The following is a 24,566-nucleotide window of genomic DNA, read 5'->3' as shown; positions in this document are numbered from 1 at the left end:
CGGTTTCAAGCATATCTGACCGAATGACGCCTTGACAGGGCGCTCTAAACCCGAGTGAATCAATGGGAAAAGTTATTGCGATTGCAAATCAGAAAGGCGGAGTAGGGAAAACTACTACAGCAATTAATTTGGCGTCATCGATTGCGGCAGCAGAGATGACCACGCTGCTGATTGACATTGACCCACAAGCGAATGCAACCTCTGGCTCTGGCACGCAAGTAAATGAGAACACAAAGACAATCTACGAAGTGCTCATCGAGCAAGTGGATATTGAAGAAGTCATTCAGCCTTCCGTGATGCCTTATATGGACATTGTGCCGTCGCACATCAATTTGGTAGGCACAGAAATTGAGCTCATTGATGTGCCTGAGCGAGAGAAGGTGATGCGCAAGGCTTTGCAGAAAGTGCGTAAGAAGTATGACTATATCTTGATTGACTGCCCACCGTCACTTGGTCTGATTACGCTTAACTCGCTGACTGCAGCAGATTCAGTGCTCATTCCTGTTCAGTGCGAATACTATGCTTTGGAAGGGTTGGGGCAACTGCTGAACACCATCAACATTGTGCGCAAGCATCTGAATCCAAATCTGGAAATTGAAGGGGTGTTGCTGACGATGTATGATAGTCGCCTGCGGCTTTCGAATCAAGTGGCTGAAGAGGTGCGCAAGTATTTCAAAGACAAGGTCTTTAACACTCTCATTCGCCGAAATGTCAAAATCTCTGAAGCGCCCAGCCACGGAAAGCCGATTATCCTTTACGATGCTCAGAGCTTGGGCACGAAGGATTATATGGATCTTGCATATGAGATGTTCGAGCGAGACGGTATTGAAAAGTTTAGCAAGAAAAAGTCAGAGATAAGTGGCAAACGAGAGTCAAGCGCAGGTTCATCAACGATGCCCGATACCCCATCACCGATGCCAATTTCAGAAGAAGCGCCAGATAATCGCACTCCCTGAGTCATCAAAGAGGGGGTGTGCAAAGGCAGTTCAAAATGCTGTTATGCCTTAATAGGAACGAAATCCAGATGGCAATATGGCAAAGTTAGCACTTGGTAAAGGCTTGAAAGCACTGATTCCAGACGAGACAATTGAGGTCATCTCCAAAAAAGAGCACCGTTTGCCGGGCGGACGCGGTTACCAATTTCGCGATACGCGCACAGGCGAAGTAGGAATGATTGGAATGATTCCTGTCAGCAAAATTTCGCCTAACCCCTTCCAACCGCGTATGGATTTTGACCGCGACGCACTGGAAGAACTGAAAGCCTCTATCAAGGAAAAAGGCGTCATTCAGCCTATCACGGTGCGTCTTAAAGGTGATGGCTATGAACTCATTAGCGGTGAGCGACGGCTGCGTGCCTCTATTGAAGCAGGGATTACAGAGATTCCCGCATATGTGATTGATGTCAAGAGCGACCAAGAAATGCTCGAGCTAGCGCTGATTGAGAACATTCAGCGCGAAAAGCTCAACCCTATCGAAATTGCGCACGGTTATCGGCGGCTCATTGAAGAATGCAACCTCACGCAAGAGCAAGTTGCACAGAAAGTCAGCAAGGACCGCACAACGATTACCAACTTTCTACGCCTACTTAAGCTCCCCAAACCAATTCAGAAGAGCCTGCGCGACGGAGAAATCACGATGGGGCATGCACGAGCCTTAATTTCGCTCGAAGACCCCGAAACCCAAATGGAAATCTGGGAACTTACGCTGAGCAAGGGCTTGTCAGTGCGCAAGGTTGAAGCTTTAGTCAGCCGAGCAACACGTGCGAAAAAGAAAGCCAAGCAGAAGGAAAAAAGCAGTAAGGAAACACACGATGTGAATGTGGCTGAAGTAGAAGCCACGCTTCGAAATCGATTAGCCACTCGGGTAAAAATTGTCCACACCAGCAAAGGGTCAGGAGAAATTATCATTGAGTATTACTCGCCCGATGATTTGGAGCGCATTGTCGACGCCATCGGCAATTCTGAAGTGTAATGCATCTCTATGAGTGCACGGGTCTGGCTGGTTGGTGCAATTTTATTGCTCTTTGCAAAAAGCTTGCCTGCGCAGTCCGATTTGAGTAGACCTACCTCTACTGCATTAAATGAAGCGTGGTTGCTAAGGGGGCAAATTGATACAGTGCGCAAAGCTGCATCTCCTAAGGACACGCTTGAGCAGCACACTGCCGAAACGACATTAGAAAAGCCAAAACAAACGGTGCAGCGTGATACACTTGCCCAGCAAGCGCAAAGTGATACGCTCGCCAAGAAAGATTCGCTTTCTAGTCGGCTTCGCCCAGAGCTGGTGGCATTAGGAGCAGCACTGCTGCCGGGCTTTGGGCAAATCTACAATCAAGCATACTGGAAACTACCGATTCTCTATGGACTCTTAGGCTGGTTTGGCTACAACTTCTTTACACAGCACCAGCTTTACTTGGAATTTCGTGACCGATACAATAGCGACCTCGAGCAACGCCCCATACCGCCAAGTGCGGAAGCCAATCGCCGCTTCCGAGAGTTTTATCGTGAGCAGCGCGATGAATTTGGGGTCTATATCCTGTTGGTCTATTTAGCGTCTATCGTTGACGCATATGTCGATGCGCATCTCTACGGCTTTGACATCAGCGATGATTTATCGCAGCGTGTTCCAGTGGCGATGCCGACCGTGCCGATTTTCACCATCAAGTTGAGATTCTAAGGGGCACGCCGCGCCACAAAACTTGCACCAAAGCGAGCGATGCGCAGATAGATGTTACCGATACCCAAAGTGCCTCAGATGGCTGTCTTTTTCGCGCCAGTCGGGACGCACTTTCACGAAGAGCTCGAGATAGACAGGGCGCTGCAGAAAGGCTTCAATTTCGCGCCGAGCACTTTCGCCAAGTTTTTTAATTGCTGCGCCACCTTTGCCAATCAAAATGGCCTTTTGGGATTCGCGCTCAACGACAATGGCGCAGCGGATGACATCTTTTTTGCCTTCCTTCTCAAACTGCTCCTTGAACTCTTCAACTTCCACTTCGGTCGCATATGGAACTTCTTGTGAAAATTGCTCAAAGATTTTCTCACGAATCAGCTCTGCAACAAAGAACCGCTCTGGTGCTGTGCTTAAAATATCTGTGGGGTAGAGCGGTGCAGGATAAGGCAAGTAGGGCTGCAAGGCACGCACCAGCTCCGACACATTGATATTTTGCAGCGCAGAAAGTGGAACGATTTCCTTAAAGTCAAACTCTTTGGCAAGACGGTCTAAGAGCACAATCAGTTCATCTTTCTTTAGCAGGTCAATTTTATTTGGCACAAGCAAGACAGGCTGCTTTGCCGTCGCAATCGCTTCAAAGGCAAGGTCATCTTTCAGGGCACGATGTTGCTTGCTATACTGCGCCGCATCAATCATAAAAACAATTGCATCAGCGTCATTTCGAGCGTTGCGAGCTGCATCCAGCATCGCTTGATGCAACTTATACTTCGGACGCATAATGCCCGGCGTATCAATGAAAACAATCTGGCACGTAGAACTTGAGTAAATGCCAAGAATTTGCCGTCGCGTGGTTTGTGGCTTTGGCGTCACAATCGAGAGCTTTTCGCCCAAAATAGCATTAAGCAGCGTGGACTTACCCACATTTGGCTCACCGATAATGGAGACAAATCCAGCGCGGAAGTTTTTATCCTCTGCAGGCGACTTGCTTGGCTCCGTTTGCATGTCGTTTGAAAAAGATAGCTATCTTCGTGCTTTGGCTTCAAAAACACCAAAACGTTCAAAAACACAAAGATAAAGCTCCAAGATGGAATATGAACTAAGAACATCGAAGCCAAAGCTAGTTGACTGGCTAACGCTGCTAACCGTAGCAGCACTAATTGGGTTTGGCTTGATGGCAATCTACAGTGCCAGCCACGGCGTAGGCGTGATGACCAATTTTCATAAGCAACTGGTGTGGCTAGGTATTGGCGCCGTCGCAATGCTAGTGGTCATGCTGTTGCCATATCGTTTTTTTCAAGATTGGGCATATCCGCTCTACGCACTCTCTATTCTGGCTTTGGTGGCAGTATTGATATTGGGGCGAAAGGTAGCAGGGTCACTGAGTTGGATTCAAGTAGCGGGGGCGAACATTCAGCCATCGGAGCTTGCAAAACTCACAACCATTCTGGCGCTGGCACGATACCTTTCTGCTCGTGAGACCGATATTCGTTCGCTCAAAGGCATTTTAGTTGCACTGAGCCTTGTGCTCTTGCCCGTTATACTCATTTTGCTGCAGCCCGACACAGGCACTGCACTGACATACCTGACTTTCATCGTGCCGATGATTGTGATAGCGGGCTTTGAGTTTTACTATGTGCTCGTAGCAGCAGTGCCAATAGGTTTTGCATTGATTGGGTTCCTGAATCTCTATGCACTAGCTGTGGCAGCAGGCATTTTGCTACTGATGTTTCTATTGATGCGGCGCACCCTTTGGCTTTCAATTGCAGCACTGGGCGTTGGCATTGCCGCCGGCATTATGACCAATCTCTATGCGGCAAAAGTGCTCAGACCGCATCAACTGAAGCGCATTCAGACTTTCTTGGACCCTATGCTTGACCCACAAGGCGCTGGCTACAACGCCTTACAGGCGAAGGTTGCAATTGGCTCAGGTGGCTTATTTGGCAAAGGATTCCTGCAAGGGACACAAACACAGCTACGATTCATTCCTGCACAGTGGACGGATTTTATCTTTTGCGTAATTGGTGAAGAATTTGGCTTTATTGGTGCTGCGACCGTGCTGGTGCTATTCTTTATCTTGATGCTACGCATTGTAAGCCTTGCAACGAGCATCATCAATAAATTTTCGGTGCTGGCACTGGCAGGTATTGCGTCACTACTCTTGGGGCATATTGTCATCAATGTCGGTATGACGATTGGGCTGTTGCCCGTGATTGGGATTCCCTTGCCGTTTCTTTCCTACGGCGGTTCATCACTTTTGGCAAACTTAATTGCTATTGGCTTCATCTTAAATGTCCATCGCAACCGCAGAGACCTCGCTTTCTCCTAGCGCTGTGCATGTGCGTAATCAGCGCTTAGGCATCCTTGCAATGGTTGGGCAAACCACAATTGCCAGTTTAGCCTACGGCTTTACGCGCACAGCCGCAGCAGAATTTGACCCATTTGTGCTACCGTTTCTAAGAATGTGCGGTGCAGGTCTCATCTTTGCGCTGATTTTTTTCTGGCGTGGTGGCTTGCAAGGGCGCGCACACACTCTGAGAGACTGGCTTAAATTCTCACTACTCGGCTTGCTGGGCATTAGCATCAACCAAGCTGCGTATATGATTGGCTTGAAATACACAACCTCTGCCAATGGTGCAGTACTGTATGCGATGACGCCGCTTATCGTGCTGCTTTTTTCCGTCTGGTTTTTGCGCATAGAGCAGTTTTCAGTGGGTAAAGTAGCAGGCATTGCGATTGCACTGGTAGGAGTAAGCCTTGTACTCTTTGCGCGTGGCGTCTCCACCGACGATGCGCTGATGCGTGGCAATTTGATTATGCTGTGTGGGGTGTGTAGCTGGTCGCTTTACATTGCACTAAGTAAAAAATGGCTGCAGGGCTACGACCCCATTCAAGCCACTGCGCTTATTATGATGCTGGGCACCGTGATGTATGCCCCAGTCGGACTGTGGCGAATTGGAGACTTCGACCCCAGTCGCATTTCACTCAAAGCGTGGATAGCATTTGCATATGTAACGCTCTTTATGTCGGTTGTGATGTATGTGCTGCTGACATTTGCGCTGAGCAAAATTGAGTCGTCTCAGGTCTCAATTTTTATGAATGCGCAACCGGTTGGAGCAGCGCTGTTCGGAGTGCTGTTTTTCGGAGAAAGTCTTACATGGAATGTAGTGATAGGCGGCGCATTGACGATTGCGGGGATTTACACGATGCAGCGTGCACAGCTTGGGCGATAGCTTTTGTAGAAGAGAAGCGCAGATGTATATTTGCAGCGCTTTCGGCATCCCCATTATCTATGGACACGGTGTCGAAGCTGCAAAGCCAAAGTGCCTTGCAGGCTTCTGGGTCTTAGCCGTGTCTCTCTCCATAGAAACCTGCATTGCACTGGCGTAAAGCAAAGCAAACTGAGAAAGTCGCCCGAAAAAATTGCACACAGAGGTTTTTTTCACGCAAACTCTAAACAACACTAAACATCTATGGCAAGATACCTTTTTACTTCGGAGTCGGTCTCAGAGGGACACCCCGATAAAATTGCAGACCAGATTTCCGATGCACTCTTGGACGCCTTTTTAGAACAGGACAAAGACTCACGTGTGGCATGTGAGACGTTCGTAACAACTGGACAGGTCGTAGTTGGGGGCGAGGTAACCACGAAAGCATATGTGGAAGTGCCTGATGTGGTGCGTCGTGTCATTGAGCAAATTGGCTATACCAAGGGAGAATATATGTTTGAAGCCCGCTCTTGCGGAATTCTCTCCGCTATTCACGCTCAGTCGCCTGACATCCACCGTGGCGTAGACCGACACAAGTATGAAAAGCTAAAAGACCGTTACGATAGCATTGGAGCAGGTGACCAAGGAATGATGTTCGGCTACGCGTGCAAAGAAACACCTGAACTGATGCCTGCACCAATTATGTTTGCGCATCGCTTGGTGAAGCGCCTTGCTGACATTCGCAAAGAAGGCAAGGAAATGACTTATCTACGACCTGATGCGAAGAGCCAAGTTACGCTGGAGTATGATGGCAACACAGTCGTGCGCGTCGACACGATTGTCATCTCAACGCAGCATGACCCAGAACCAGATGGAATGACCAGTAAGCAGTGGCAGCAAAAAATCAAAGAAGACGTCATCGCATGCGTAATCAATAAGGTCATTCCCAGAGAGCTAATTGACAAGAAAACAAAGTTTTATGTGAATCCGACAGGCCGATTTGAAATCGGCGGTCCGCATGGGGATACAGGTCTAACTGGACGCAAAATCATCGTGGACACCTACGGTGGTGCAGCGCCACACGGCGGCGGAGCATTCAGCGGCAAAGACCCCTCGAAAGTCGACCGCAGTGCCGCCTACGCAGCTCGACATATTGCCAAAAATGTGGTGGCAGCAGGTTTAGCTGAAAAGTGCACCGTGCAAGTCTCGTATGCAATTGGCATTGCACGCCCTGTGTCGATTTATGTCAACACGCATGGCACAGGTTTGCCTCACATCAGCGATGCAGAGCTGCAAGAGAAAGTCGAAAAGCTCTTCGACTTGCGACCGCTTGCTATCATTGAGCGCTTCAGCCTCAACAAGCCGAAAGGCTGGCGCTATCAAGATAGTGCCGCATATGGACACTTCGGGCGCGACATTTTCCCGTGGGAAAAATTGGACATGGTCAAAGACCTACAGCGTGCCTTCAAATAAGATGTGGATAAACGGTTCTTAAATCACTTAGCTGTCTTTCATAAACCAAACTCAAAAGAAAATTATGGCAACTGCAACTGAAACCAAGAGACTGCCTTACAAGGTGAAAGATATTACGCTGGCAGACTGGGGACGCAAGGAAATCCGTCTGGCTGAAGCTGAAATGCCGGGGCTGATGCAACTGCGCAAGGAATACGGTCCTAAAAAGCCGCTTAAAGGTGCGCGCATTGCAGGCTGCCTCCATATGACGATTCAAACGGCTGTGCTGATTGAAACGCTGGTGGAATTAGGTGCTGAAGTGGCATGGTCGTCATGCAACATTTTCTCAACACAAGACCATGCAGCCGCAGCTATCGCCGCAGCTGGCATTCCTGTCTATGCTTGGAAAGGAATGACGCTCGAGGAATTTGACTGGTGCATTGAACAAACGCTCTTTGCCTTCAAAGATGGTCAGCCACTTAATATGATTTTAGACGATGGAGGCGACCTTACCAATATGGTGCTAGATAAGTATCCCGAGCTTGTGCCCGGCATTCGCGGCATTTCAGAGGAGACCACTACAGGCGTGCACCGACTCTACGAGCGTCAGAAGAATGGTAAGCTGCCGCTGCCTGCTATCAATGTCAATGACAGCGTAACCAAGTCAAAGTTCGATAACAAATACGGCTGCCGTGAATCGCTGGTCGATGCCCTGCGTCGTGGCACGGATTTAATGCTAGCAGGCAAGGTGGCAGTGGTGGCAGGTTATGGCGATGTGGGCAAGGGTTCAGCAGAGTCGCTCCGTAACGCCAAAATGCGTGTAATTGTAACGGAGGTTGACCCCATCTGCGCCTTGCAAGCCGCAATGGAAGGCTATGAGGTCAAGAAAATGGAAAATGCGGTGAGAGAAGCCGATGTCATCGTCACGGCAACAGGCAACATAGACATCATCACTGAAAAGCACTTCCGCTTGATGAAAGATAAAGCGGTGGTCTGCAACATCGGACACTTTGACACAGAAATTGATATGGCATGGCTCAATAAGCACTACGGTCATACCAAAGTGCAAATCAAGCCGCAAGTGGACCTCTACAACATTGATGGCAAGGAAATTATCATCTTGGCAGAAGGTCGGCTGGTGAATCTCGGCGTGGCGACGGGACATCCATCGTTTGTGATGTCATGCTCCTTTACCAATCAAGTGCTGGCACAAATTGAGCTGTGGCAAAACTACGGCAAGTATGAAAACAAAGTCTATACGCTGCCAAAGCACTTAGATGAGCAAGTGGCACGCTTACATCTGGCTAAGCTCGGCGCCGAGTTAGACGAACTGACGCCCAAGCAAGCGGCTTATATCGGAGTTAATCCCCAAGGACCGTTCAAGCCAGACTACTACCGATACTAAGGCACACTGCACAAAGAGCGTAGGGGGTAGGTTCGCCTACCCCTATGTTCTAATTGTGAGGCGTAAAAGGTCGTGGCAGGCACTTTTACTGAAGAGAAACTTCGCTGTGTGCCGCCCAGAGCGAAGCTACCCACTGGCATCAAAGTGTATTTGCTTCGGGCGGCGGCTCAAAGTAAGCACGGTGGCGAGCTTCGTAAAGATTGCTATGCCCGATTAGAATAAGTTGGTTACTGTTCGCAAGCCGCTGCGTTCGCGAGGCAGGCAAACCAGATTTCATGCAAACTGCCAAAGTTTTGGTAACCTCTTCCGCAATCGCCATCAGAAAAGGCATTGGGCCAAATGGCTTACCGCGGTAGTCCAAATCCAAGCCTGCTACAATAACGCGTTTGCCATCGTTAGCCAAAGCCTCGCAGACGTCGACGATGCCCATATCAAAGAACTGTGCTTCATCAATGCCAACCACATCTGCTTCTGCAGAGCGCAAAAGGATTTCTTGAGAATGCGAGACAGAGATGGAGGCGAGTTTCAGCGCGCTATGCGAGACAATTTCATCAGCGCTGTAGCGCGTGTCAATCACAGGTTTGAAGATCGCAACATTGAGTTTAGCAATCTGTGCACGACGCAACCGACGAATTAGCTCTTCAGACTTGCCGCTGAACATACAGCCGGCGATAACTTCAACTCTTCCTGTAAGCGCCTTTGGACGAGTGGGCTTTGCTTTGGGTTTGTAATAAAGTTGCCGCATGGTTAGAGTGTGTCAGGTTCGAACTCTCTCTAAGATTGGCTGAAGAAAACGACAGAGGTAACAAGTCAGATAGCCTGAGGGTTTTCGTCTCACCTCGATGATTAAAAAGATACACCGTCATTTCAGGGGCGAAATCCATCAAGACTTGCCGGCAAGCCCCGCACGGCGGACAAAAATCGCCAGAACTGGCAACAACCGCAATAGCAGTGAAGTTGCGTTCTCCCTCGCTGAGAGCCTTGAAGAGCGCCACGCGCTCCGCACAAATTGTGAGGCTGTAGGACGAACATTCAATGTTGTGCCCTGTAATGATTTTCCCGCGCTTGGTTTTTATGGCGGCTCCAACTTGAAAGTGCGAGTAAGGCGCAATCGCTTTGTGCATGGCGTCTTGAGCAGCGTGTCGCAGCAGGTCAAGTGCTCGATGTGATGCTTTCATTCAGAATACTGACTGGTTGCAAAAGGAAGTTAAACGATACAATCACTCCCAAAATTGCCACAGAATCGCTGACGCTTGCAAGTGCAGAGGTCGCTTTTGTATGTTTGGCAAGCCTGATTGTTCTCCCGCTGAGAGGAAGTAAGCCGAACACTTCAAGGCGTAAAGCAATTGCGCTTCGGTTGTGACGGAGCGCACAGTGTGTGAAACAAGGAGAGCTAAGTTCAGCGTTGAGCTAGTAGCACATCAACAAAGTGCCTGAGTGCAAGATGAATGTCATATCCACTTCACTGCTTGAGCAAGCGACCAAACGCGAGCGCCAACTGAGCCTGATTGTTGAGATCGATCGCTTCCTGCTCACCACGCGCAACCTCAATCGCCAGACCTGTCAGCCACTACTGCAGCTGGTAGCTGAGCTTGCAGAAGCCGACCGTGTGTTCATTCTTGAAAAAGAACCTGCCCAGAACAGTCAAGCCGCTGCGACCTTCATTGCAGAGTGGCATCGAGAGACGGTGCAACCCAGTCGCTTACTGTCGCAGCATATTGAGGACAGTCAAGCTCTGGAAAGAATCCAATGCTTGCTGGAATCAGGTGAAGTGATGATGAGCCGCGTGGCAGATTTATCTGGTGCAGAGCAGGCACTATTTGGGCAATCTGGTGCGCAAGCGCTGCTTCTCTTGCCGATTATCGTGAAAGGCAAATTTTATGGATTGCTGGGTTGCGAGCGGCATGGCTCGCCGTTGCTATGGGAGTCTGACAGCCTCAACTTGCTCAAAGCAGCTGCCTCTTCGGTCTCAATCGCTTTGGAGCGCAAGTATATTGAGCAAGAATTGATGGAAGCCAAAGAGCAATTTCAGGCGGTATTAGATGCGGTGCCGGGGTTTGTGTCGTGGGTCAGTGCCGATATGACCTATCTCGGATTGAACCGCCATCTGGCCGCAGCGTTAGGAGGCAAGCCAGAAGACTTTGTCGGCAAAAAGGTAGGTTTTCTCAACTCTAAGTTCTACAACTTTCTCAAAGGTCTGTTTGAGTCGCCGTATCAAGCCAGTGTGATGGAAGACACCATCACGATTGCAGGGAGACAGATGCAGCACCTTGTGTTTGCGCAAAAGTATCATCAGGGACAGGCAGCTGTGTGCGTAGGCATTGATATTACAGACCGAAAGATGATGGAAGAACGGCTGCGTGAGCAGGCAAAGCTGCTGGAAGTTACACGCGACGCGGTCATCTTGCAAGATTTGCAAGGGAAAGTGCTTTACTGGAATCCCGGCGCAGTGCGCCTCTACGGCTGGACAGAGGAGGAAGTGCTGGGTCGTTCTATCCGAGCCGAACTCTATGATGAAGCTGACTTGGCGCAAATTGAGGCTGTGCATCAGAAAGTGCTGCAAACAGGGCAGTGGATTGGAGAGTTGCGTCAGCGCACAAAGAGCGGCAAGAAAGTCATTGTTGAGAGCCGTCGCACGCTGGTGCTGAACGAAAAGGGGGAGCCTGATAAAGTGCTGGTGGTCAATACAGATATTACTGAAAAGAAAGACTTAGAAAGCCAAATGCTCCGCAACCAGCGAATGGATAGCATCGGTCTTTTGGCGTCTGGCATTGCGCACGATATGAACAATGTGCTTGCACCAATTCTGACAGGATTACTTTTGCTACGCAAACAAAATCCCGATGAGCAGTCTCGAAGATGGATTGCCTTGCTTGAGGAAAGCGCTATTCGCGGTAAGGAGTTGATAAAACAAATCCTAAGCTTTGCGCGTGGCAATAGTGGTGAGAAAACCGTCTTCAATCCGAGCCATATCGTCAAAGACGTGGCGCGCTTTATCTCACAGACTTTTCCAAAAGAGATTGAAATTGAGTATGAAGCTCCTGCGACGATATGGAGTATCTTCGGCGAACCGACGCAATTGCATCAGGTCCTGCTCAATCTCTGCGTGAATGCCCGCGATGCAATGCCAAATGGCGGACGGCTTACGATACGGGCTGAAAATGTGGTATTAGATGCAGCCAAAGCCGCAGCCTTCGTTGATGCAGAAGAAGGGGAGTATGTCTGCCTAACCGTAAGCGATACAGGCACTGGCATTGCACCCGATATTCTGGACAAAATTTTCGAACCTTTCTTTACAACCAAAGAGGTTGGCAAAGGCACAGGATTGGGGCTCTCGGTGGTCTTTTCCGTTGTACGCAGTCATAATGGCTTTATTGATGTGAAAACGAAGGTCGGTTCAGGCACGTCGTTTTTCATCTATCTGCCAGCGACCAAGACCGAACAGAAAGAATTTGGCGAAGAATCAATGGAGGCAATGCAAGGCAGCGGTGAAGTGATTTTGCTGGTAGAAGATGATGTGGCAGTGCGGGAAGTGGCACACGCCATCTTGCTCAGTATGGGCTACACGGTGCTTACAGCAAACAACGGGGCAGAAGCGGTTGCCATCTTTGCGCAGCATAGCAGTGAAATTAATCTGTTGCTGACCGACATCATGATGCCCGTAATGGACGGCATTGCATGCGTGCATGCAATCCGCTCCCTTCGACCTGACCTTCCTGTGGTAGTAATGAGTGGCTTGATGGAAGGCGAAAAGGTGGCAAAACTTAGCTCATTAGGTGTGCAAGGCTCTATTACAAAGCCATTCCGCGCAGAAGCGTTGCTGCAGACTGTCTATCGTGCCTTGAAGCAAACCACCGTGCGCTATTAGCGTGCAGGGCGCTAAAAGTGAAAAAGCTGGAGATGTTCAAATCTTTGCTACAGCCCTAGTGAGACAAGGTCGTGTAAGTGCACGATACCTATCGGTTTGCCAGAAGCATCGCAGACAGGCAGTTGTGTAATGCGATGCTGTTCCATTGTCTCCAAGCAAGCTTTTGCCATCGTATCGGGGGTCGTGAATTTGGGGTTGCGACTCATAACATCACAGGCTTTCAGGGCGTCAAGCGGGACGCCAGAGAGCATCAGGCGTCGCAAGTCGCCATCTGTAAAAATGCCAGAAAGTTTTTGCTTGCTATTGACGACTAACGCCGCACCAAACCGCTTAGCCGTCATTTCTAAAATCACTTCCCTAAGCGAGGCATTTTCCGCAACCAGTGGCAGACGGTCGCCTGTAGCCATGACCTCTTCGACGCGCATCGTGAGCCGTCGTCCCAGTGCACCACTGGGGTGAAATTGTGCAAAGCGCTCAGGAGAAAAATTTTTAAGCCGCATAAGGGCAACTGCCAAAGCATCGCCCATTGCCAGCATAGCCGTTGTGGAGGTTGTGGGTGCAAGGTCGAAGGGATCGGCTTCTTTACTGACACTGACATCTAAGACCACATCGGCGCGCATAGCCAGTGTGGAACGCAAATTCCCCACCATTGCCACAATCGGCACGGACAGCTTCTTGAAGACAGGGAGAATCACAATCAGTTCTTCTGTGATACCGCTTTTGGAAAGAAACAGTGCCCCGTCACCTTGTTGCACCATTCCCAAATCACCGTGTGCAGCCTCAGAAGGATGCATAAACACAGCAGGCGTGCCTGTTGAAGCAAGCGTAGCTGCAATTTTCTGAGCAATCAAGCCTGACTTGCCCATGCCAGAGACAATCAGTTTGCCTTTCAAACTTGCAATGCACTGAACGGCTTTTGCAAAGCTCGCATCAATGCGGTCAGCAATCTGCAAAAGCGCGTGTGCTTCTAGGCGCAGGGTCTCTTTGGCTAATGCTTGCAATGCACGATGCTCTGGCACGGCGGCTGGCTGCACCGAAGGTGCAGAGGGTTTTTGGGTCTTACGAGATGCGCTCATTATTCAAAGTTTTTTGGTGAATATCTCCGCTCGGTGGAGAACTAATGCCTTAAAGCGTCCAAATCGGCTTTCTAAAAGAGAGAATGATACAAAAAGTCGCTATTAGTTCTGGCGTGAAGCGTGCATATTCGCTTTGAGCTTCCTAAGTGGAAGATGCAACTTGAATTAACCTTAGACGAAAAGGAGAACCAGTTATGCCTGCGTCGCTCTCTTGGCTTTACATCTACGCCTTTGCGCTGCCGATTTTCTTCATCTTGGTATTCATTTTCTACAAGTTTGCCTCATACAAGTTCCAAAAAGACAATATCCAGATTGAGCCGCTCAGTGCGATGTATAGCGACAATATCGTGGGGCTTTCGAAGGAAGAATTGGCGGAACGCAAAAAGCAAGAAGAAGAAAAACTCAAAGCATTAGGTGAAGCGTTGCGCAAGATTCCGATGAAGTTAGTCGATGGCAAGTTTGTGCCGATGACGGGTGAAGAGTTAGAAGCGGAATTAGCGCGCCGTCGCGAAGAAGAAGCACGACGCGCTGCAGCGCAAGCAAGTCAAGCAGTAACCGCAGCAGACACCCCGACGAAAAATCAAGCGGCTGCCTAAGGAGTGCTTCTTTGTTCTTTCTCCTGTCTTTATGCGTTTGTTGGTTGAAGGTTGAGGGTCTCTTCTGCTTCGGCAGAAGAGGCTTTTTTATTTACCCTCACTCTGCCAACGGCGCGTCTATCACTTTTCGGCAGTTTGCCCAATCTTTCCTATCTTCGCCGCTCTAACTTTGAGCAAGAAAAACAAGAATGAAAACAAAACTGCCGAAACTGCACGTCTTAACGCTTGGCTGTTCTAAGAATGTGGTGGATTCAGAAATGTTGCTTGCACAAGCGCGGGCAAATCAGTTCCTGCTAACTGACGACCCGCGCAAGGCAGATGTGCTTGTAATTAACACATGCGGCTTCATTGAAGAGGCAAAGCAAGAATCTATTGACCATATCTTGGACGGAGTTGAGCTGAGAAAGAAAGGACGGCTGAAAAAACTTCTGGTAATGGGCTGTCTCTCCGAGCGCTATCACAAGGAGTTGGCGGCTGAGATTCCAGAAGTAGACAGGTATTTTGGCGTGCTAGATTTCGAGGGCAAAGTGCTATCTCAGATTTTGGAGGAAATGGGTGGGCATCTGAAAAATGAACTACTGGGCGAGCGCTGGCTGAGCACGCCGCAGCACTTTGCCTACCTCAAAATTTCAGAAGGGTGTGACCATCCGTGTTCCTTTTGCGCCATTCCTTTAATGCGGGGCAAGCATCGCTCTAAGCCAATGGAGGTGCTCCTTGCCGAAGCGACAGCTCTGCGTCAGCGTGGCGTAAAGGAGCTGATTCTAATTGCACAAGACCTCACCTACTATGGATTGGACTTATACGGCAAGCGCAAGTTAGATGAGCTGCTAAGACGCCTCTCTGATATTGGCTTTGAGTGGATACGCTTACTCTATGCATACCCAGCTAAGTTCCCAAAGGAAATCTTGCCTGTTATCCGAGAGCGAGAAAACCTCTGCAAGTATCTCGACATACCAATCCAGCACATCAACGATGAGGTGCTAAGGTCAATGCGACGCGGCATTACAAAGCGCAAGTTGATTGAACTCCTCAGTGAGATTCGCACCGAAGTGCCCAACATTCGCTTGCGAACAACCTTCATTTTCGGCTATCCAATTGAGACAGAAGAAATTTTCCAAGAAGCCTTAGACTTCATTGAGGAAGCAAAGTTTGACCGCTTAGGCTGCTTTGCTTATTCCCACGAGGAAAATACAGCTGCTTTTGCGCTGCAAGATGCCGTGCCGCCTAACGAAAAGCTCCGGCGTGTGGAGACCGCAATGACCTTGCAAGCAGAGATTTCAGCCGCCAAAAATCAGCAGCTCATTGGCACAAGACTGCGTGTGCTCATTGACCGCATTGAAAAAGGGGTGGCAGTGGGACGCACAGAGTTTGATGCACCAGAAGTAGATAACGAAGTGATTATTACATCAGCTCAAGATGGCTTTTTACCAGCTAAGTTAGCCGTCGGCGAGTTTTATGAAGTAGAAATAACAGAGGCAGAAGCCTTCGATATTTTCGGCACGATTACAAAAAAACTTTAACACGACGAGCATAAAAAATGTGCAGAACCGCTGTATTGTGTATGCTGCTCGTGCTGTCTGTGGCGTGTCAGAATAGAAAAATTGAGACGCTGCAGGTCATTGATGAAGTGGTGGGCACAGGAGCAGTCGCAGAACCCGGCAAAAAACTCACGGTGCACTACACGGGTATGCTCACAGACGGCAAGGTGTTCGATTCCTCTCGCTTGCCCGGGCGCACACCGTTTGAGTTTGTGCTGGGAGCTGGGCAAGTGATTGCAGGCTGGGACGAGGGACTAAAGGAATGCGAGTAGGTGGCAAGCGCAGGTTGGAAATCCCACCGCACTTAGGCTATGGCAATGCACAAGTAGGAGAAATTCCACCAAATAGCCCTTTGATTTTCGAGATAGAGTTGCTAAGCGTCGAGTAGAGTGCTACGCTGCCAGTGAGTCAGATGTGCCAGACGAAAGCAGAGCAACAGGCACAGGTGAATGACTTGTGCTTGGCTGCTCGGGCGCTTTGGAGAGAATATGAAGATAGCGACGGCACATTTCCTTGTGTAGCAAAAGATCTTCGGCACGACAGTATGCAATGCGTACCAAATCAGTGTTGACAACCGTCAGACGTCGCTTGCTAATGCTAAGCAGTAAGCAGAGCTCAAGGTAGTTGAGGCTGAAAAAAACGGCTTCATAGAAACGAAGTGGGCGGGTCTTGAAGCCAAACTTCCGGAGCGTCGCATCGCTAAAGTAGTGTGTTGTGCCCCGCAACACAAGGTCTCTGGGATATTTGCCACGCTCGACATCTTCGCAAAACGCAAGCAAACCTTTGGAGAGTAAAATAAGCATCTGACGCGAGCCACTGGCACTGGTGCGGAAAAAGTCGTAAGCCGTACCTAAGTGAAGCTCACGCTTATTTCTCCAAATCGGCACGGTAAAAAGCATTTCAGAATGGTAGGTATAGATGCCTAATTTGACGAAAAGCGGCGTTGTAATGAAGCGCAAAAAACGATAGATGACGATAAAGAGGAAAAGCCAAGCAAACGAGGTGAAGATGAATTTCATGCGCAGTGTTCCATATGGTTGCTTAAAATCTACGGAAATTTCTGTTTCCAAATTGTAAAATCTGCAAAGGTATGGTGAAATCGACTTTTCTGGACGATGCCTTAAAAGAGGGGCTAAGAGGGCGATTCACCGATTGCAAAAAAATTTGCATTTTGGCGCAAGGAAGATGAACAGGTACAAGGTATTGTGTGCCAAAGGGTTGCCATGATTTCCAGCCTGAAACTTACCAAACCAGTATGCCACCACCGCTTCAAGGCCTGTCAGAAGAAGAAGTCGCAGCGCGCCGCCGTCAAGGGCGTATCAACATCGCACGCTCACCGCACACCAAAAGCTCACGCGAGATTTTCCTTGAAAACACCCTCACTATCTTCAACCTTATCAACTTCGGCATCATTGCTTTTCTCTTTGGCGTGTTCTTTTGGTCAAATGATACGCGTCTGTTGCTCGATAGCGTGGGGATTATCTTGGTGGTGGTCTCCAACACAGCAATTGCCATCGTGCAAGAATTTCGCACACGTGCGATTCTGGAAAACACGCGCCTGTTGCTCTCGCGAGAGGTAACCGTCGTGCGAGATGGCAAAGAAATGGTGATTGATCCATCAGAGGTAGTCGAGGGCGATGTGCTGAAAATCACGCGTGGAGAGTATGCTGTGGTGGATGGCAAAGTGGTTGCGTCATCTGCCTTAGAAATGGATGAGTCCTTGCTCACAGGTGAGTCACTGACGATTGAAAAGCCAGTTGGAACGCAGCTCTTCTCAGGCAGTTACTGCGTGGCGGGAAGCGGCTACTACCTTGCTGAGCGGGTAGGCAGTAGCTCCTATGCGGCGCGCATTACTGCTCTGGCTAGGGAGTATAAGTTCGTCAGCACCCCTTTGCAGCGTAAAATTGACCGAATTTTCGTCTGGTCATTTGTAATTGTCTTGATACTGGCGCTACTGGAGATTGCAGCACGTGCACAAGCTGGAGCGCTATCTGACTTAGAGTTTATCCGCCGCATCGTAACCGTTGTGGTAACGCTCTTGCCAGAAGGCTTGGTTTTCTTTACGACGATTGTCTTTGCGACAGGCGTCTATCGTGTAATGAAACTGGGTGCAGTGGTGCAAAAGCTGAACGCTATTGAATCGTTCTCCACGGTTGAAGTAGTTTGCTTGGATAAAACGGGCACGCTGACCGAAAATCATCTTTCGCTGCATGACCTCTATGCATTTGAGAATGGGATTTCCGAACCGAATATCAAAGGCTTGCTCAGTGCATATGCATTTGCCTCATCTGACTCGAATGCAACCATTCAAGCCCTGCGACAACTGCCCAGCAAGCCAAGTCGCGTGTTATCTGAGCTGCCTTTTAGTTCCGCAAGAAAGTTTTCAGCACTGCATCTGGAAACAGAGTTTGGCACTTTTGCGCTTGCACTGGGCGGTTACGAAGTGCTGGCTAAATTCTTAGACGAGCCGAATCAGCGAGCACTGGACGCAATTCTCGACACGCGTAACCTGCGCGGCTACCGCAATTTGCTCTTTGCTGAACTGCAAGATGGAGCGGCACTTGCTGCGCTGACAAACCCTAATCCCGACAACAAGCTAAAGCTCAAGCCGCTTGCACTGATTTCACTGAGCGGCGCACCACGACAAGACATTTCAGAGGCACTCAAACTGTTTCGCGAAAATCATATCCAGCTCAAAATTCTCTCAGGCGATACAGCCGACTCCGTTCAGGCAACTTTGCGTGATATTGGCTGGCACACTACAGAGGCAGATGTGATGACAGGTGCGGAGATTGACCGAACCGATGCACAAACATTTTCCGAAAAAGTGAGAACCAAAACAGTGTTTGCACGCCTTTCGCCCGAACATAAGCAGCGCATCATTCGCGAGCTAAACAAACATCACCGCACGGCAATGATTGGCGATGGTGTCAATGACGTGCCCGCAGTCAAAGAAGCCACGCTGGGTATTGCAATGGAGGAGGGCAGCAGCATCACCAAAGAAATTGCTGACATTGTGCTGCTCAAAAATAAATTTTCGCTTCTTCCTAAAATCTTTGAGCAAGGTCGCTTGATTTTGAACACTGTGCTGGCAATTGCAAAGCTCTACCTAACCAAGAATCTCATTGTGCTGCTACTGGAAATCCTTACTATCTCACTTGGAGCACTTTTTCCGCTAACGCCTCGCCGCTCCGCGTTGCTAAGTCTCTTGGGGGTTGCTTTGCCTGTGTATGTGATTACAGCATTCAATCGACGCACCACTCCGCCACGCGCATTTTTTACAGAGCTATTTGCCTTTATCGCTGTGTCGCTGCTTGCGTTTTCCACGGCTAGTTATGCCGCACAAAGCCTTGCTACGCTGCTGTCTATGCCGAACTTGATAGAAGAGAAAATGGTCATGACCTCCGCACTGGTGATAATGTGCTTGGGCAATTTTGTCTATCTTTCCATTCGTGCTAACGCGCAAAGAGCCGCATGCTATGTGCAGGTGAGCATTGGGATTCTGCTACTCTATGCCTTCTTAGCCCACACGACTTGGACATTTTTTCCAATCAACGCAATCAAAACATTCTATGAAATTGAAAACTTCCGACCTGAACTCTGGCTTGCAATTGCGCTGAGCAGTGCAGGAGGATTGCTGCTACTGTGGTTACTTCACGGGCTTGTGGAACGCTGGCTGCTGTGGCGAGCAGAGCAGAAGAGGGCGTAGAATGGAGATTAGCTTGCACAGAACAAGCTGATAGAGAAACACAAAACGGGGTATGCAACTCTGATGAGCTATCCTGTAAGGCAAAGAGCAAACCTTAAGCAGGGGAGAGCCAATGGGTTGCGTCTTGCATTGAGAAAAACACCCGCATCTGAATACCAGATAGCTCTAAAAATCGACTAAGCAGATTGCCAAGACCAAAGTGCAGAAAGTTGCTCACAACCAGTGCAGTTCTTCCAGAACATCGGTCTTTGAGAGAGATGAGCACATCTGCGAATGCGCGCAGTTCCGAAAGCGAGGGCGAGTAGTTAAGCTGGCAGATATCAACCAAGACATTGAAACCTTCGCGAAAGCGGGTATCGTTGGCAATGCGCAAAAGACCTTCTACGCCGTTTTGGAAGTTGCCAGTGCCAGAGACGAAGACAGACACTAGCCCTTTATGCTCGCAAATCTCAAACTCGAACGTCATACCAAATCTGTTCGTTAGCAAAGTGAAATAGCAGAAGATAGCAGTTTTGAGCGTTTGTTCAAGAGTGTGGGAAAGATTGTTCAGTTTAGTGGGGGGTATCTCTCTGCATCTGCGAGCCTTGACAATAGATGGCACCGTTGCATTGAGAGCTGAGCTTGCCTGTGTCAGTTGCCTAAATGCCCTGCTTTTTTCTTACATTTAGGTATAACTTGAAACACTGCTATGCAAACTGTTACGGACAAGTTTATCGTCATTGGCGACCGTGTGCTAATCAAGCCAAAGAACGATGAGCGCACGCGTGGAGGGTTATATCTGCCACCGAGTGTGCATGAAAAGGAGAAAATTCAGAGCGGATATGTGCTCAAAACAGGTCCGGGCTACGCTGTAGCACCACCCCAAGACGCTGATGAGCCATGGAAAGAGGCTACGCGGCGGCCTCAGTATATCCCGCTGCAAGCTATGGAAGGCGACTTAGCTATCTACCTCCAGAATCTCTCGCACGAAATTGAGTTCGAAGGAGAAAAATATGTGATTGTGCCGCATTCGGCCATCTTGCTCCTGATTCGGGAAGACCTAACCAGCAACGACTAAAACCATCATAACAATGAAAAAACAGCTCTGGCTTCTCTTCGGGGTGCTTACTTTAATTTTGGGGTGTCAGCAAAAAAGCAACTTTGAGGATTTTGTGCGTGCTGAGCAGCAAATTAACGAGCGCCAGCAAGAGATTTTAAAGCAATCTGAAGAATTAAATCAACTGATTCGCGAGGTCAATCGACGCTTCCCGGATAAAAAAATTTCACTGGACACTGCGTTAGGTTTCACCAAAGAGCAAGAAGCGCTCTTGCTAAGTATGATTCAGCAAGAAAAGGATGTGTCGACCAAGGGCTTGCTTCAAAAAATCTTGGATTCAGAAAAGCAAATTGAAGAGTTGCAGCAGAAAATTAAAGAAATCACGGATAAACTGCCTGCGCCACATGTGGTCAAAAAAGGTGAAACACATCGCCAAATTGCAATGGAATACTTGATGAATGTGCATAAGTTAGACGAAAAGAAAGCAAAAGAACTGGTTGATAGGGTAGCACTCGTGGATGCGATGGAAGTGGGCTATAATGTGTGGCTTTACTACAATGATGGCGTCTTTGGCACCTTTGTAACGCAGGGTGAGGCTAAAATTAGCCCATACAAGCTGAGCCGTCTGATTCGCCGTCGAGAGCTGGAGCGCGCACGTGAAGAAGGTCGTCAGCAAGCACTCGAGGAGATTCGGCAAGCTCAGCAATCACCTGCGCCCGCCTTCCCTGATACGGGCAAGCAACAATAGGCGTATTGCTGCGTATTGCAACGTTTCTCAGAGCGATGTGGTTCAAGGAAAACCTTTGAAAGGAGTCGTTGTATGACTGAAACTGCACCGTCAAGGCACGATACGCTAAGCAGCCTAAGGAGTCTTGCAAAGCTTGATCTATTTGCAGAAATCGAGCGACTCAAAAAAGAAATGAATGCCGTTATTCTGGCGCATTACTACCAAGAGCCAGATATTCAAGACGTGGCTGACTTGTTAGGAGATAGCCTGCAGCTCGCACAAGCGGCACAGAAAACCAATGCTGATGTGATTGTGTTTGCAGGCGTTCACTTTATGGCGGAAACGGCAAAAATTCTTAACCCTGATAAGCAAGTATTATTACCTGACTTGAATGCAGGCTGTTCGCTAGCAGATAGCTGTCCGCCTGCACTATTTGCTAAATTCAAGGAACAGCACACAGATGCAGTAGTAGTGAGTTACATTAATTGCTCGGCGGAAATCAAGGCGATGTCAGATATTATTTGCACATCTTCAAACGCTGAGAAAATTATTCGTAGCATTCCAGAACATAAGAAAATTATTTTCGCACCCGACAAAAATCTGGGAGCATACCTAGTAAAAAAGCTCAATCGCCCAATGATTCTCTGGCAGGGTACATGTTTTGTGCACGAATCCTTTTCCGAGCGCCAGCTAATTCGGCTCAAAACAGCATATCCGAACGCCAAAGTGATTGCGCACCCTGAGTGCGAGGAATCCATCTTGCGCCATGCAGACTTTATTGGCTCGACACGTGCGCTCCTAGATTACACCATCAAAAGCCCTGATGACACTTATTTGGTTGTAACTGAAACGGGTATTATTCACGAAATGAAAAAGCGTTCCCCACATAAAAATTTCATTGCGGCACTTTACGAAGAAAAGAAAGGCTGTGCCTGCAATGAATGCCCGTATATGAAGCTAAATACACTGGAAAAGCTATACCTTTGTATGAAAAATCGCTCCCCAGAAATTACGATGCCAGAAGAGCTACGCTTGCGTGCCTTGAAGCCATTGGAACGAATGTTGGAGATTTCTGCTTAAAATTAGGCTATGGATGTGTTTCAACATTTCTCATCGTTAGATGAGATGATTCGGTGGGGCGGCTACACCCTTCTTTTCTTTATTGTCTTTTCAGAAACAGGTCTTTTCTTTGGATTTCTTCTTCCTGGCGATTCGCTTCTAATTACAGCAGGTTTAGTTGCAGCAAGTGGCAAGTTAGGCTATTGGGAAGTGAACGCCACAATGATAACTGCTGCAATTTTAGGAGATAGCACTGGTTACTTTATTGGCAAGTCGTTGGGCAAAGCGCTATTTAGAAAAGAAGATTCTCTTTTTTTTCGCCGAGAGTATCTCCTACGCACTCAGACCTTCTATGACCGACACGGAGGGAAAACCATCTTTTTTGCCCGGTTTGTGCCAATTATCCGTAGCTTTGCAACCACAGTTGCAGGCATTGCAGGGATGCCTTACCTACGGTTTATTGCATTCAGTATCTCTGGGGCCATCACTTGGATTGCGAGCCTCACTTCACTGGGTTATTTTCTCGGCTCACAATTCCCCGAGCTAGACACTTATATTAACTTGATTATTAGCATTACGGTTTTAGGAATTGTTCTCAGCATTGTTATCAAACTCGTGCGGGCTAAAATTGAGCTTCAACGCACAAAATCCCTTAAATCTACCGATGTGCATTAAGCCGCACATACTGCCAAGCATGTGAAAAATTATCAGGTGTGAAGTAACCTCATCAACTGCCTACTGGGAAAGAAGAGACAAAAGTAATTGGGGTAAGGGAGTTAGGGAAAGCGGTGGAAGGAATCTTAGAAAGCCAATCCGAGCAGCCTAAAAGATTCTCAGCTGCACTTTAATACCCTCTTTTTGCCCTAACTTCAAAATAGAGTCTAGATTGTTGACCACGCTATCGAGCTTCATTACGAATTTTTCATCATTTAGCACTTTTCCAGCAAGCGAAGCACGGTCATTTTTTAAGCGGTCGGTTAGCTCGCGTAGGGAGATAAGTAGCGAGTCAGCGTTTCGTAGCGTGTGGCGAGCTTCACCAATCGCACCTTTTACTTCTGGCTGCAGGTCACTGAGCAGTGTCTCTACGGAATTGACAGTGCGGTCGATATTAGCAAGCAACTGCTTGATGTCAGCAGAGCGCAAATCGCGGCTTAAAACAGCTAAATCTGCAGTAGCAATCCGTAAGTTTCGCACAGAGGCTTTGAGGTTCTCCTGCACTTCTTCATCGCCCAAAATTATATTAGCATTGTAGAGGGTGCGCTGCACATCTGCAATAAGGTGGCGTAAGGTATCGACCGTGCCACCTGCACTGCCAATTAGCTCAGGAATGTCAGCTAAAAAAACGCCACGAATGCGCTCCCCGTCTTGCAATTCGCCCGCGTCTTTACTGCCTTGCGTAAGCTCAATTTTCTTGCCCGTCATAAGCTCCAGCATAGCGATATGCGCAACAGCATTGCGGTAGAGCGGCACATCAGGTGCAATAGACAGCCTTACATCAATTCCATTCTCTACTAACCTAATATCGTCAACCTTGCCAATGCGTAAGCCATTTACCATCACAGGATCGCCAGTTTGCAAACCGCTGACATTGCTAAATCGGGCATAGATGTGCTTACTGCCGACCTTTACATCTTTTGCCCACCAAAGCGAAAAACCTAAGAGCAACAGTGCCACAGAGACAGTAAGACCAACTTTTAATTCCGCTTTCATTTCTGCTTGTATTCGAGACGAGTTTGCTTGAAGTAACTTTTTAATGCTAAAATCCCTAAGGCGTAACTTTCTTCTCCAAAACCAGAAATCACACCTAAGCAAACTTCTGACAAAACTGATATGCGGCGAAAAGGCTCGCGTGCATAAATGTTTGAAAGGTGCACTTCTACAACAGGCAACTTAATTGCAGCAATCGCATCGCGCAGAGCAATAGAGTAATGCGTATATGCGCCAGCATTAAGCACAATCCCATTGACTGCCCCGCTATCCTCCGCTTCATAGAGCTTTTCAATTAGCTCGCCCTCATGTTCAGTTTGGAAAAATTGAAGCTCTGTGTCAGGAAATCGCTGAACCAAAGAATCGTTAATTTCTTGCAAAGAACGCTTGCCGTAGTGCTCAGGTTCACGTCGACCTAAGCGAGAGAGGTTGACTCCATTAAGAACAAGAATTCTGAGCGAATCCATCGGTGCAGTGTTTGAGTCAAAACTTTGAAAAATAAAAAGGGCGGCTCAAAATT

Annotated in this window: 26 protein-coding genes; 18 read left to right on the top strand and 8 right to left on the bottom strand. The window is 48.4% G+C overall.

Translation table 11 applies throughout. The annotated features are described in order from the left end of the window. The first annotated feature begins 62 nt into the window (after positions 1 to 62). From NZM05_01165 to NZM05_01155, 3 genes are all read left to right on the top strand, one after another. Positions 63 to 956, top strand: a complete 894-nt coding sequence (locus tag NZM05_01165) for an AAA family ATPase (GenBank protein ID MCS7012227.1) — start codon at positions 63 to 65, stop codon at positions 954 to 956. A 76-nt stretch (positions 957 to 1,032) separates the two neighbouring features. Continuing rightward, on the top strand, positions 1,033 to 1,971 hold the full coding sequence (locus tag NZM05_01160; protein ID MCS7012226.1) for a ParB/RepB/Spo0J family partition protein: 939 nt from the start codon (positions 1,033 to 1,035) through the stop codon (positions 1,969 to 1,971). Positions 1,972 to 1,980: 9 nt separating this feature from the next. Next, positions 1,981 to 2,673: a DUF5683 domain-containing protein gene (locus tag NZM05_01155; GenBank protein MCS7012225.1), complete on the top strand. Its 693-nt coding sequence runs from the start codon at positions 1,981 to 1,983 to the stop codon at positions 2,671 to 2,673. Between the two features lie 54 nt (positions 2,674 to 2,727). Here the strand turns inward: NZM05_01155 and era are convergent, their stop codons facing one another. Continuing rightward, complete coding sequence (gene era / locus NZM05_01150) at positions 2,728 to 3,669, bottom strand: GTPase Era (GenBank protein ID MCS7012224.1); 942 nt, start codon at positions 3,667 to 3,669, stop codon at positions 2,728 to 2,730. Between the two features lie 82 nt (positions 3,670 to 3,751). Between era and rodA the strand changes: the two genes are divergently transcribed. The 5 genes from rodA to ahcY all read left to right on the top strand — a co-directional run bounded on the left by rodA (position 3,752) and on the right by ahcY (position 8,730). Continuing rightward, on the top strand, positions 3,752 to 4,993 hold the full coding sequence (rodA, locus tag NZM05_01145) for a rod shape-determining protein RodA (protein ID MCS7012223.1): 1,242 nt from the start codon (positions 3,752 to 3,754) through the stop codon (positions 4,991 to 4,993). Continuing rightward, positions 4,956 to 5,897, top strand: a complete 942-nt coding sequence (locus NZM05_01140) for a DMT family transporter (protein ID MCS7012222.1) — start codon at positions 4,956 to 4,958, stop codon at positions 5,895 to 5,897. The genes rodA and NZM05_01140 overlap by 38 nt, the downstream gene beginning before the upstream one ends. 22 nt (positions 5,898 to 5,919) lie before the next feature. Then, the gene (locus tag NZM05_01135) at positions 5,920 to 6,054 is read left to right on the top strand and encodes a hypothetical protein (GenBank protein ID MCS7012221.1); all 135 of its coding nucleotides are present in this window, start codon (positions 5,920 to 5,922) and stop codon (positions 6,052 to 6,054) included. An 83-nt stretch (positions 6,055 to 6,137) separates the two neighbouring features. Then, the gene (gene metK, locus NZM05_01130) at positions 6,138 to 7,346 is read left to right on the top strand and encodes a methionine adenosyltransferase (protein ID MCS7012220.1); all 1,209 of its coding nucleotides are present in this window, start codon (positions 6,138 to 6,140) and stop codon (positions 7,344 to 7,346) included. A gap of 64 nt (positions 7,347 to 7,410) precedes the next feature. After that, on the top strand, positions 7,411 to 8,730 hold the full coding sequence (ahcY, locus tag NZM05_01125) for an adenosylhomocysteinase (GenBank protein ID MCS7012219.1): 1,320 nt from the start codon (positions 7,411 to 7,413) through the stop codon (positions 8,728 to 8,730). A gap of 139 nt (positions 8,731 to 8,869) precedes the next feature. Here ahcY and NZM05_01120 read toward each other — a convergent pair whose 3' ends face one another. Then, complete coding sequence (locus NZM05_01120; protein ID MCS7012218.1) at positions 8,870 to 9,475, bottom strand: thymidine kinase; 606 nt, start codon at positions 9,473 to 9,475, stop codon at positions 8,870 to 8,872. Continuing rightward, positions 9,408 to 9,908, bottom strand: a complete 501-nt coding sequence (gene cdd, locus NZM05_01115) for a cytidine deaminase (GenBank protein ID MCS7012217.1) — start codon at positions 9,906 to 9,908, stop codon at positions 9,408 to 9,410. Before cdd ends, NZM05_01120 begins: the two co-directional genes overlap by 68 nt. Positions 9,909 to 10,174: 266 nt before the next feature. Between cdd and NZM05_01110 the strand changes: the two genes are divergently transcribed. Then, entirely contained in the window at positions 10,175 to 12,598 is a 2,424-nt protein-coding gene (locus NZM05_01110; GenBank protein ID MCS7012216.1) for a PAS domain S-box protein, read from the top strand. Between the two features lie 47 nt (positions 12,599 to 12,645). Here NZM05_01110 and NZM05_01105 read toward each other — a convergent pair whose 3' ends face one another. After that, positions 12,646 to 13,674, bottom strand: coding sequence for a KpsF/GutQ family sugar-phosphate isomerase (locus NZM05_01105; GenBank protein ID MCS7012215.1), 1,029 nt, complete (start codon positions 13,672 to 13,674; stop codon positions 12,646 to 12,648). A 194-nt stretch (positions 13,675 to 13,868) separates the two neighbouring features. Here NZM05_01105 and NZM05_01100 point away from each other — a divergent pair, with 194 nt between their 5' ends. The 4 genes from NZM05_01100 to NZM05_01085 all read left to right on the top strand — a co-directional run bounded on the left by NZM05_01100 (position 13,869) and on the right by NZM05_01085 (position 16,196). Further along, positions 13,869 to 14,270 carry a hypothetical protein gene (locus NZM05_01100; GenBank protein ID MCS7012214.1) on the top strand — a complete coding sequence of 134 codons (402 nt, stop codon included), beginning with the start codon at positions 13,869 to 13,871 and terminating at the stop codon, positions 14,268 to 14,270. 188 nt (positions 14,271 to 14,458) lie between these two features. Then, positions 14,459 to 15,790 carry a 30S ribosomal protein S12 methylthiotransferase RimO gene (rimO, locus tag NZM05_01095; GenBank protein MCS7012213.1) on the top strand — a complete coding sequence of 444 codons (1,332 nt, stop codon included), beginning with the start codon at positions 14,459 to 14,461 and terminating at the stop codon, positions 15,788 to 15,790. Positions 15,791 to 15,831: 41 nt separating this feature from the next. Continuing rightward, positions 15,832 to 16,080: an FKBP-type peptidyl-prolyl cis-trans isomerase gene (locus NZM05_01090; protein MCS7012212.1), complete on the top strand. Its 249-nt coding sequence runs from the start codon at positions 15,832 to 15,834 to the stop codon at positions 16,078 to 16,080. Beyond that, a complete protein-coding gene (locus tag NZM05_01085) occupies positions 16,071 to 16,196 on the top strand; it encodes an FKBP-type peptidyl-prolyl cis-trans isomerase (GenBank protein MCS7012211.1) in 126 nt (41 codons plus the stop codon). The genes NZM05_01090 and NZM05_01085 overlap by 10 nt, the downstream gene beginning before the upstream one ends. 4 nt (positions 16,197 to 16,200) lie before the next feature. Here NZM05_01085 and NZM05_01080 read toward each other — a convergent pair whose 3' ends face one another. After that, positions 16,201 to 16,827, bottom strand: coding sequence for a hypothetical protein (locus NZM05_01080; GenBank protein MCS7012210.1), 627 nt, complete (start codon positions 16,825 to 16,827; stop codon positions 16,201 to 16,203). 236 nt (positions 16,828 to 17,063) lie between these two features. Between NZM05_01080 and NZM05_01075 the strand changes: the two genes are divergently transcribed. Beyond that, entirely contained in the window at positions 17,064 to 19,517 is a 2,454-nt protein-coding gene (locus tag NZM05_01075; protein ID MCS7012209.1) for an HAD-IC family P-type ATPase, read from the top strand. Positions 19,518 to 19,611: 94 nt separating this feature from the next. Here the strand turns inward: NZM05_01075 and NZM05_01070 are convergent, their stop codons facing one another. After that, positions 19,612 to 19,983, bottom strand: coding sequence for a hypothetical protein (locus tag NZM05_01070; protein ID MCS7012208.1), 372 nt, complete (start codon positions 19,981 to 19,983; stop codon positions 19,612 to 19,614). Between the two features lie 222 nt (positions 19,984 to 20,205). On the opposite strand from NZM05_01070, the gene NZM05_01065 reads away from it, so the two are divergent. From NZM05_01065 to NZM05_01050, 4 genes are all read left to right on the top strand, one after another. Further along, a complete protein-coding gene (locus tag NZM05_01065; GenBank protein MCS7012207.1) occupies positions 20,206 to 20,574 on the top strand; it encodes a co-chaperone GroES family protein in 369 nt (122 codons plus the stop codon). 13 nt (positions 20,575 to 20,587) lie between these two features. Continuing rightward, complete coding sequence (locus NZM05_01060; GenBank protein ID MCS7012206.1) at positions 20,588 to 21,301, top strand: hypothetical protein; 714 nt, start codon at positions 20,588 to 20,590, stop codon at positions 21,299 to 21,301. 72 nt (positions 21,302 to 21,373) lie between these two features. Beyond that, positions 21,374 to 22,360 carry a quinolinate synthase NadA gene (nadA, locus tag NZM05_01055; GenBank protein ID MCS7012205.1) on the top strand — a complete coding sequence of 329 codons (987 nt, stop codon included), beginning with the start codon at positions 21,374 to 21,376 and terminating at the stop codon, positions 22,358 to 22,360. A gap of 9 nt (positions 22,361 to 22,369) precedes the next feature. Continuing rightward, complete coding sequence (locus NZM05_01050) at positions 22,370 to 23,014, top strand: VTT domain-containing protein (GenBank protein MCS7012204.1); 645 nt, start codon at positions 22,370 to 22,372, stop codon at positions 23,012 to 23,014. 147 nt (positions 23,015 to 23,161) lie between these two features. Here the strand turns inward: NZM05_01050 and NZM05_01045 are convergent, their stop codons facing one another. Both NZM05_01045 and aroQ read right to left on the bottom strand, forming a co-directional pair. Beyond that, positions 23,162 to 24,049, bottom strand: a complete 888-nt coding sequence (locus tag NZM05_01045; protein MCS7012203.1) for an MlaD family protein — start codon at positions 24,047 to 24,049, stop codon at positions 23,162 to 23,164. Next, on the bottom strand, positions 24,046 to 24,513 hold the full coding sequence (gene aroQ, locus NZM05_01040) for a type II 3-dehydroquinate dehydratase (GenBank protein MCS7012202.1): 468 nt from the start codon (positions 24,511 to 24,513) through the stop codon (positions 24,046 to 24,048). Before aroQ ends, NZM05_01045 begins: the two co-directional genes overlap by 4 nt. Positions 24,514 to 24,566: the final 53 nt, after the last annotated feature.

The organism is Chloroherpetonaceae bacterium (assembly GCA_025056565.1).
Taxonomy (GTDB): domain Bacteria; phylum Bacteroidota; class Chlorobiia; order Chlorobiales; family Thermochlorobacteraceae; genus Thermochlorobacter.
This window is presented reverse-complemented; position numbering and strand designations above follow the sequence as displayed.

Excerpts from the sequence above, each read along its gene's own strand:
- NZM05_01065 (MCS7012207.1), top strand. The coding sequence starts at position 20,206 with ATGCAAACTGTTACGGACAAGTTTATCGTCATTGGCGACCGTGTGCTA.
- era (MCS7012224.1), bottom strand. The coding sequence starts at position 3,669 with ATGCAAACGGAGCCAAGCAAGTCGCCTGCAGAGGATAAAAACTTCCGC.
- rimO (MCS7012213.1), top strand. The coding sequence starts at position 14,459 with ATGAAAACAAAACTGCCGAAACTGCACGTCTTAACGCTTGGCTGTTCT.
- NZM05_01165 (MCS7012227.1), top strand. The coding sequence starts at position 63 with ATGGGAAAAGTTATTGCGATTGCAAATCAGAAAGGCGGAGTAGGGAAA.
- NZM05_01070 (MCS7012208.1), bottom strand. The coding sequence starts at position 19,983 with ATGACGTTCGAGTTTGAGATTTGCGAGCATAAAGGGCTAGTGTCTGTC.
- NZM05_01075 (MCS7012209.1), top strand. The coding sequence starts at position 17,064 with ATGCCACCACCGCTTCAAGGCCTGTCAGAAGAAGAAGTCGCAGCGCGC.
- NZM05_01120 (MCS7012218.1), bottom strand. The coding sequence starts at position 9,475 with ATGCGGCAACTTTATTACAAACCCAAAGCAAAGCCCACTCGTCCAAAG.
- metK (MCS7012220.1), top strand. The coding sequence starts at position 6,138 with ATGGCAAGATACCTTTTTACTTCGGAGTCGGTCTCAGAGGGACACCCC.
- NZM05_01155 (MCS7012225.1), top strand. The coding sequence starts at position 1,981 with ATGAGTGCACGGGTCTGGCTGGTTGGTGCAATTTTATTGCTCTTTGCA.
- NZM05_01140 (MCS7012222.1), top strand. The coding sequence starts at position 4,956 with ATGTCCATCGCAACCGCAGAGACCTCGCTTTCTCCTAGCGCTGTGCAT.
- NZM05_01105 (MCS7012215.1), bottom strand. The coding sequence starts at position 13,674 with ATGAGCGCATCTCGTAAGACCCAAAAACCCTCTGCACCTTCGGTGCAG.
- NZM05_01090 (MCS7012212.1), top strand. The coding sequence starts at position 15,832 with ATGCTGCTCGTGCTGTCTGTGGCGTGTCAGAATAGAAAAATTGAGACG.
- NZM05_01060 (MCS7012206.1), top strand. The coding sequence starts at position 20,588 with ATGAAAAAACAGCTCTGGCTTCTCTTCGGGGTGCTTACTTTAATTTTG.
- NZM05_01080 (MCS7012210.1), bottom strand. The coding sequence starts at position 16,827 with ATGAAATTCATCTTCACCTCGTTTGCTTGGCTTTTCCTCTTTATCGTC.
- NZM05_01085 (MCS7012211.1), top strand. The coding sequence starts at position 16,071 with ATGCGAGTAGGTGGCAAGCGCAGGTTGGAAATCCCACCGCACTTAGGC.
- nadA (MCS7012205.1), top strand. The coding sequence starts at position 21,374 with ATGACTGAAACTGCACCGTCAAGGCACGATACGCTAAGCAGCCTAAGG.
- NZM05_01110 (MCS7012216.1), top strand. The coding sequence starts at position 10,175 with ATGAATGTCATATCCACTTCACTGCTTGAGCAAGCGACCAAACGCGAG.
- NZM05_01135 (MCS7012221.1), top strand. The coding sequence starts at position 5,920 with ATGTATATTTGCAGCGCTTTCGGCATCCCCATTATCTATGGACACGGT.
- NZM05_01050 (MCS7012204.1), top strand. The coding sequence starts at position 22,370 with ATGGATGTGTTTCAACATTTCTCATCGTTAGATGAGATGATTCGGTGG.
- NZM05_01160 (MCS7012226.1), top strand. The coding sequence starts at position 1,033 with ATGGCAAAGTTAGCACTTGGTAAAGGCTTGAAAGCACTGATTCCAGAC.
- rodA (MCS7012223.1), top strand. The coding sequence starts at position 3,752 with ATGGAATATGAACTAAGAACATCGAAGCCAAAGCTAGTTGACTGGCTA.
- aroQ (MCS7012202.1), bottom strand. The coding sequence starts at position 24,513 with ATGGATTCGCTCAGAATTCTTGTTCTTAATGGAGTCAACCTCTCTCGC.
- NZM05_01100 (MCS7012214.1), top strand. The coding sequence starts at position 13,869 with ATGCCTGCGTCGCTCTCTTGGCTTTACATCTACGCCTTTGCGCTGCCG.
- cdd (MCS7012217.1), bottom strand. The coding sequence starts at position 9,908 with ATGAAAGCATCACATCGAGCACTTGACCTGCTGCGACACGCTGCTCAA.
- ahcY (MCS7012219.1), top strand. The coding sequence starts at position 7,411 with ATGGCAACTGCAACTGAAACCAAGAGACTGCCTTACAAGGTGAAAGAT.
- NZM05_01045 (MCS7012203.1), bottom strand. The coding sequence starts at position 24,049 with ATGAAAGCGGAATTAAAAGTTGGTCTTACTGTCTCTGTGGCACTGTTG.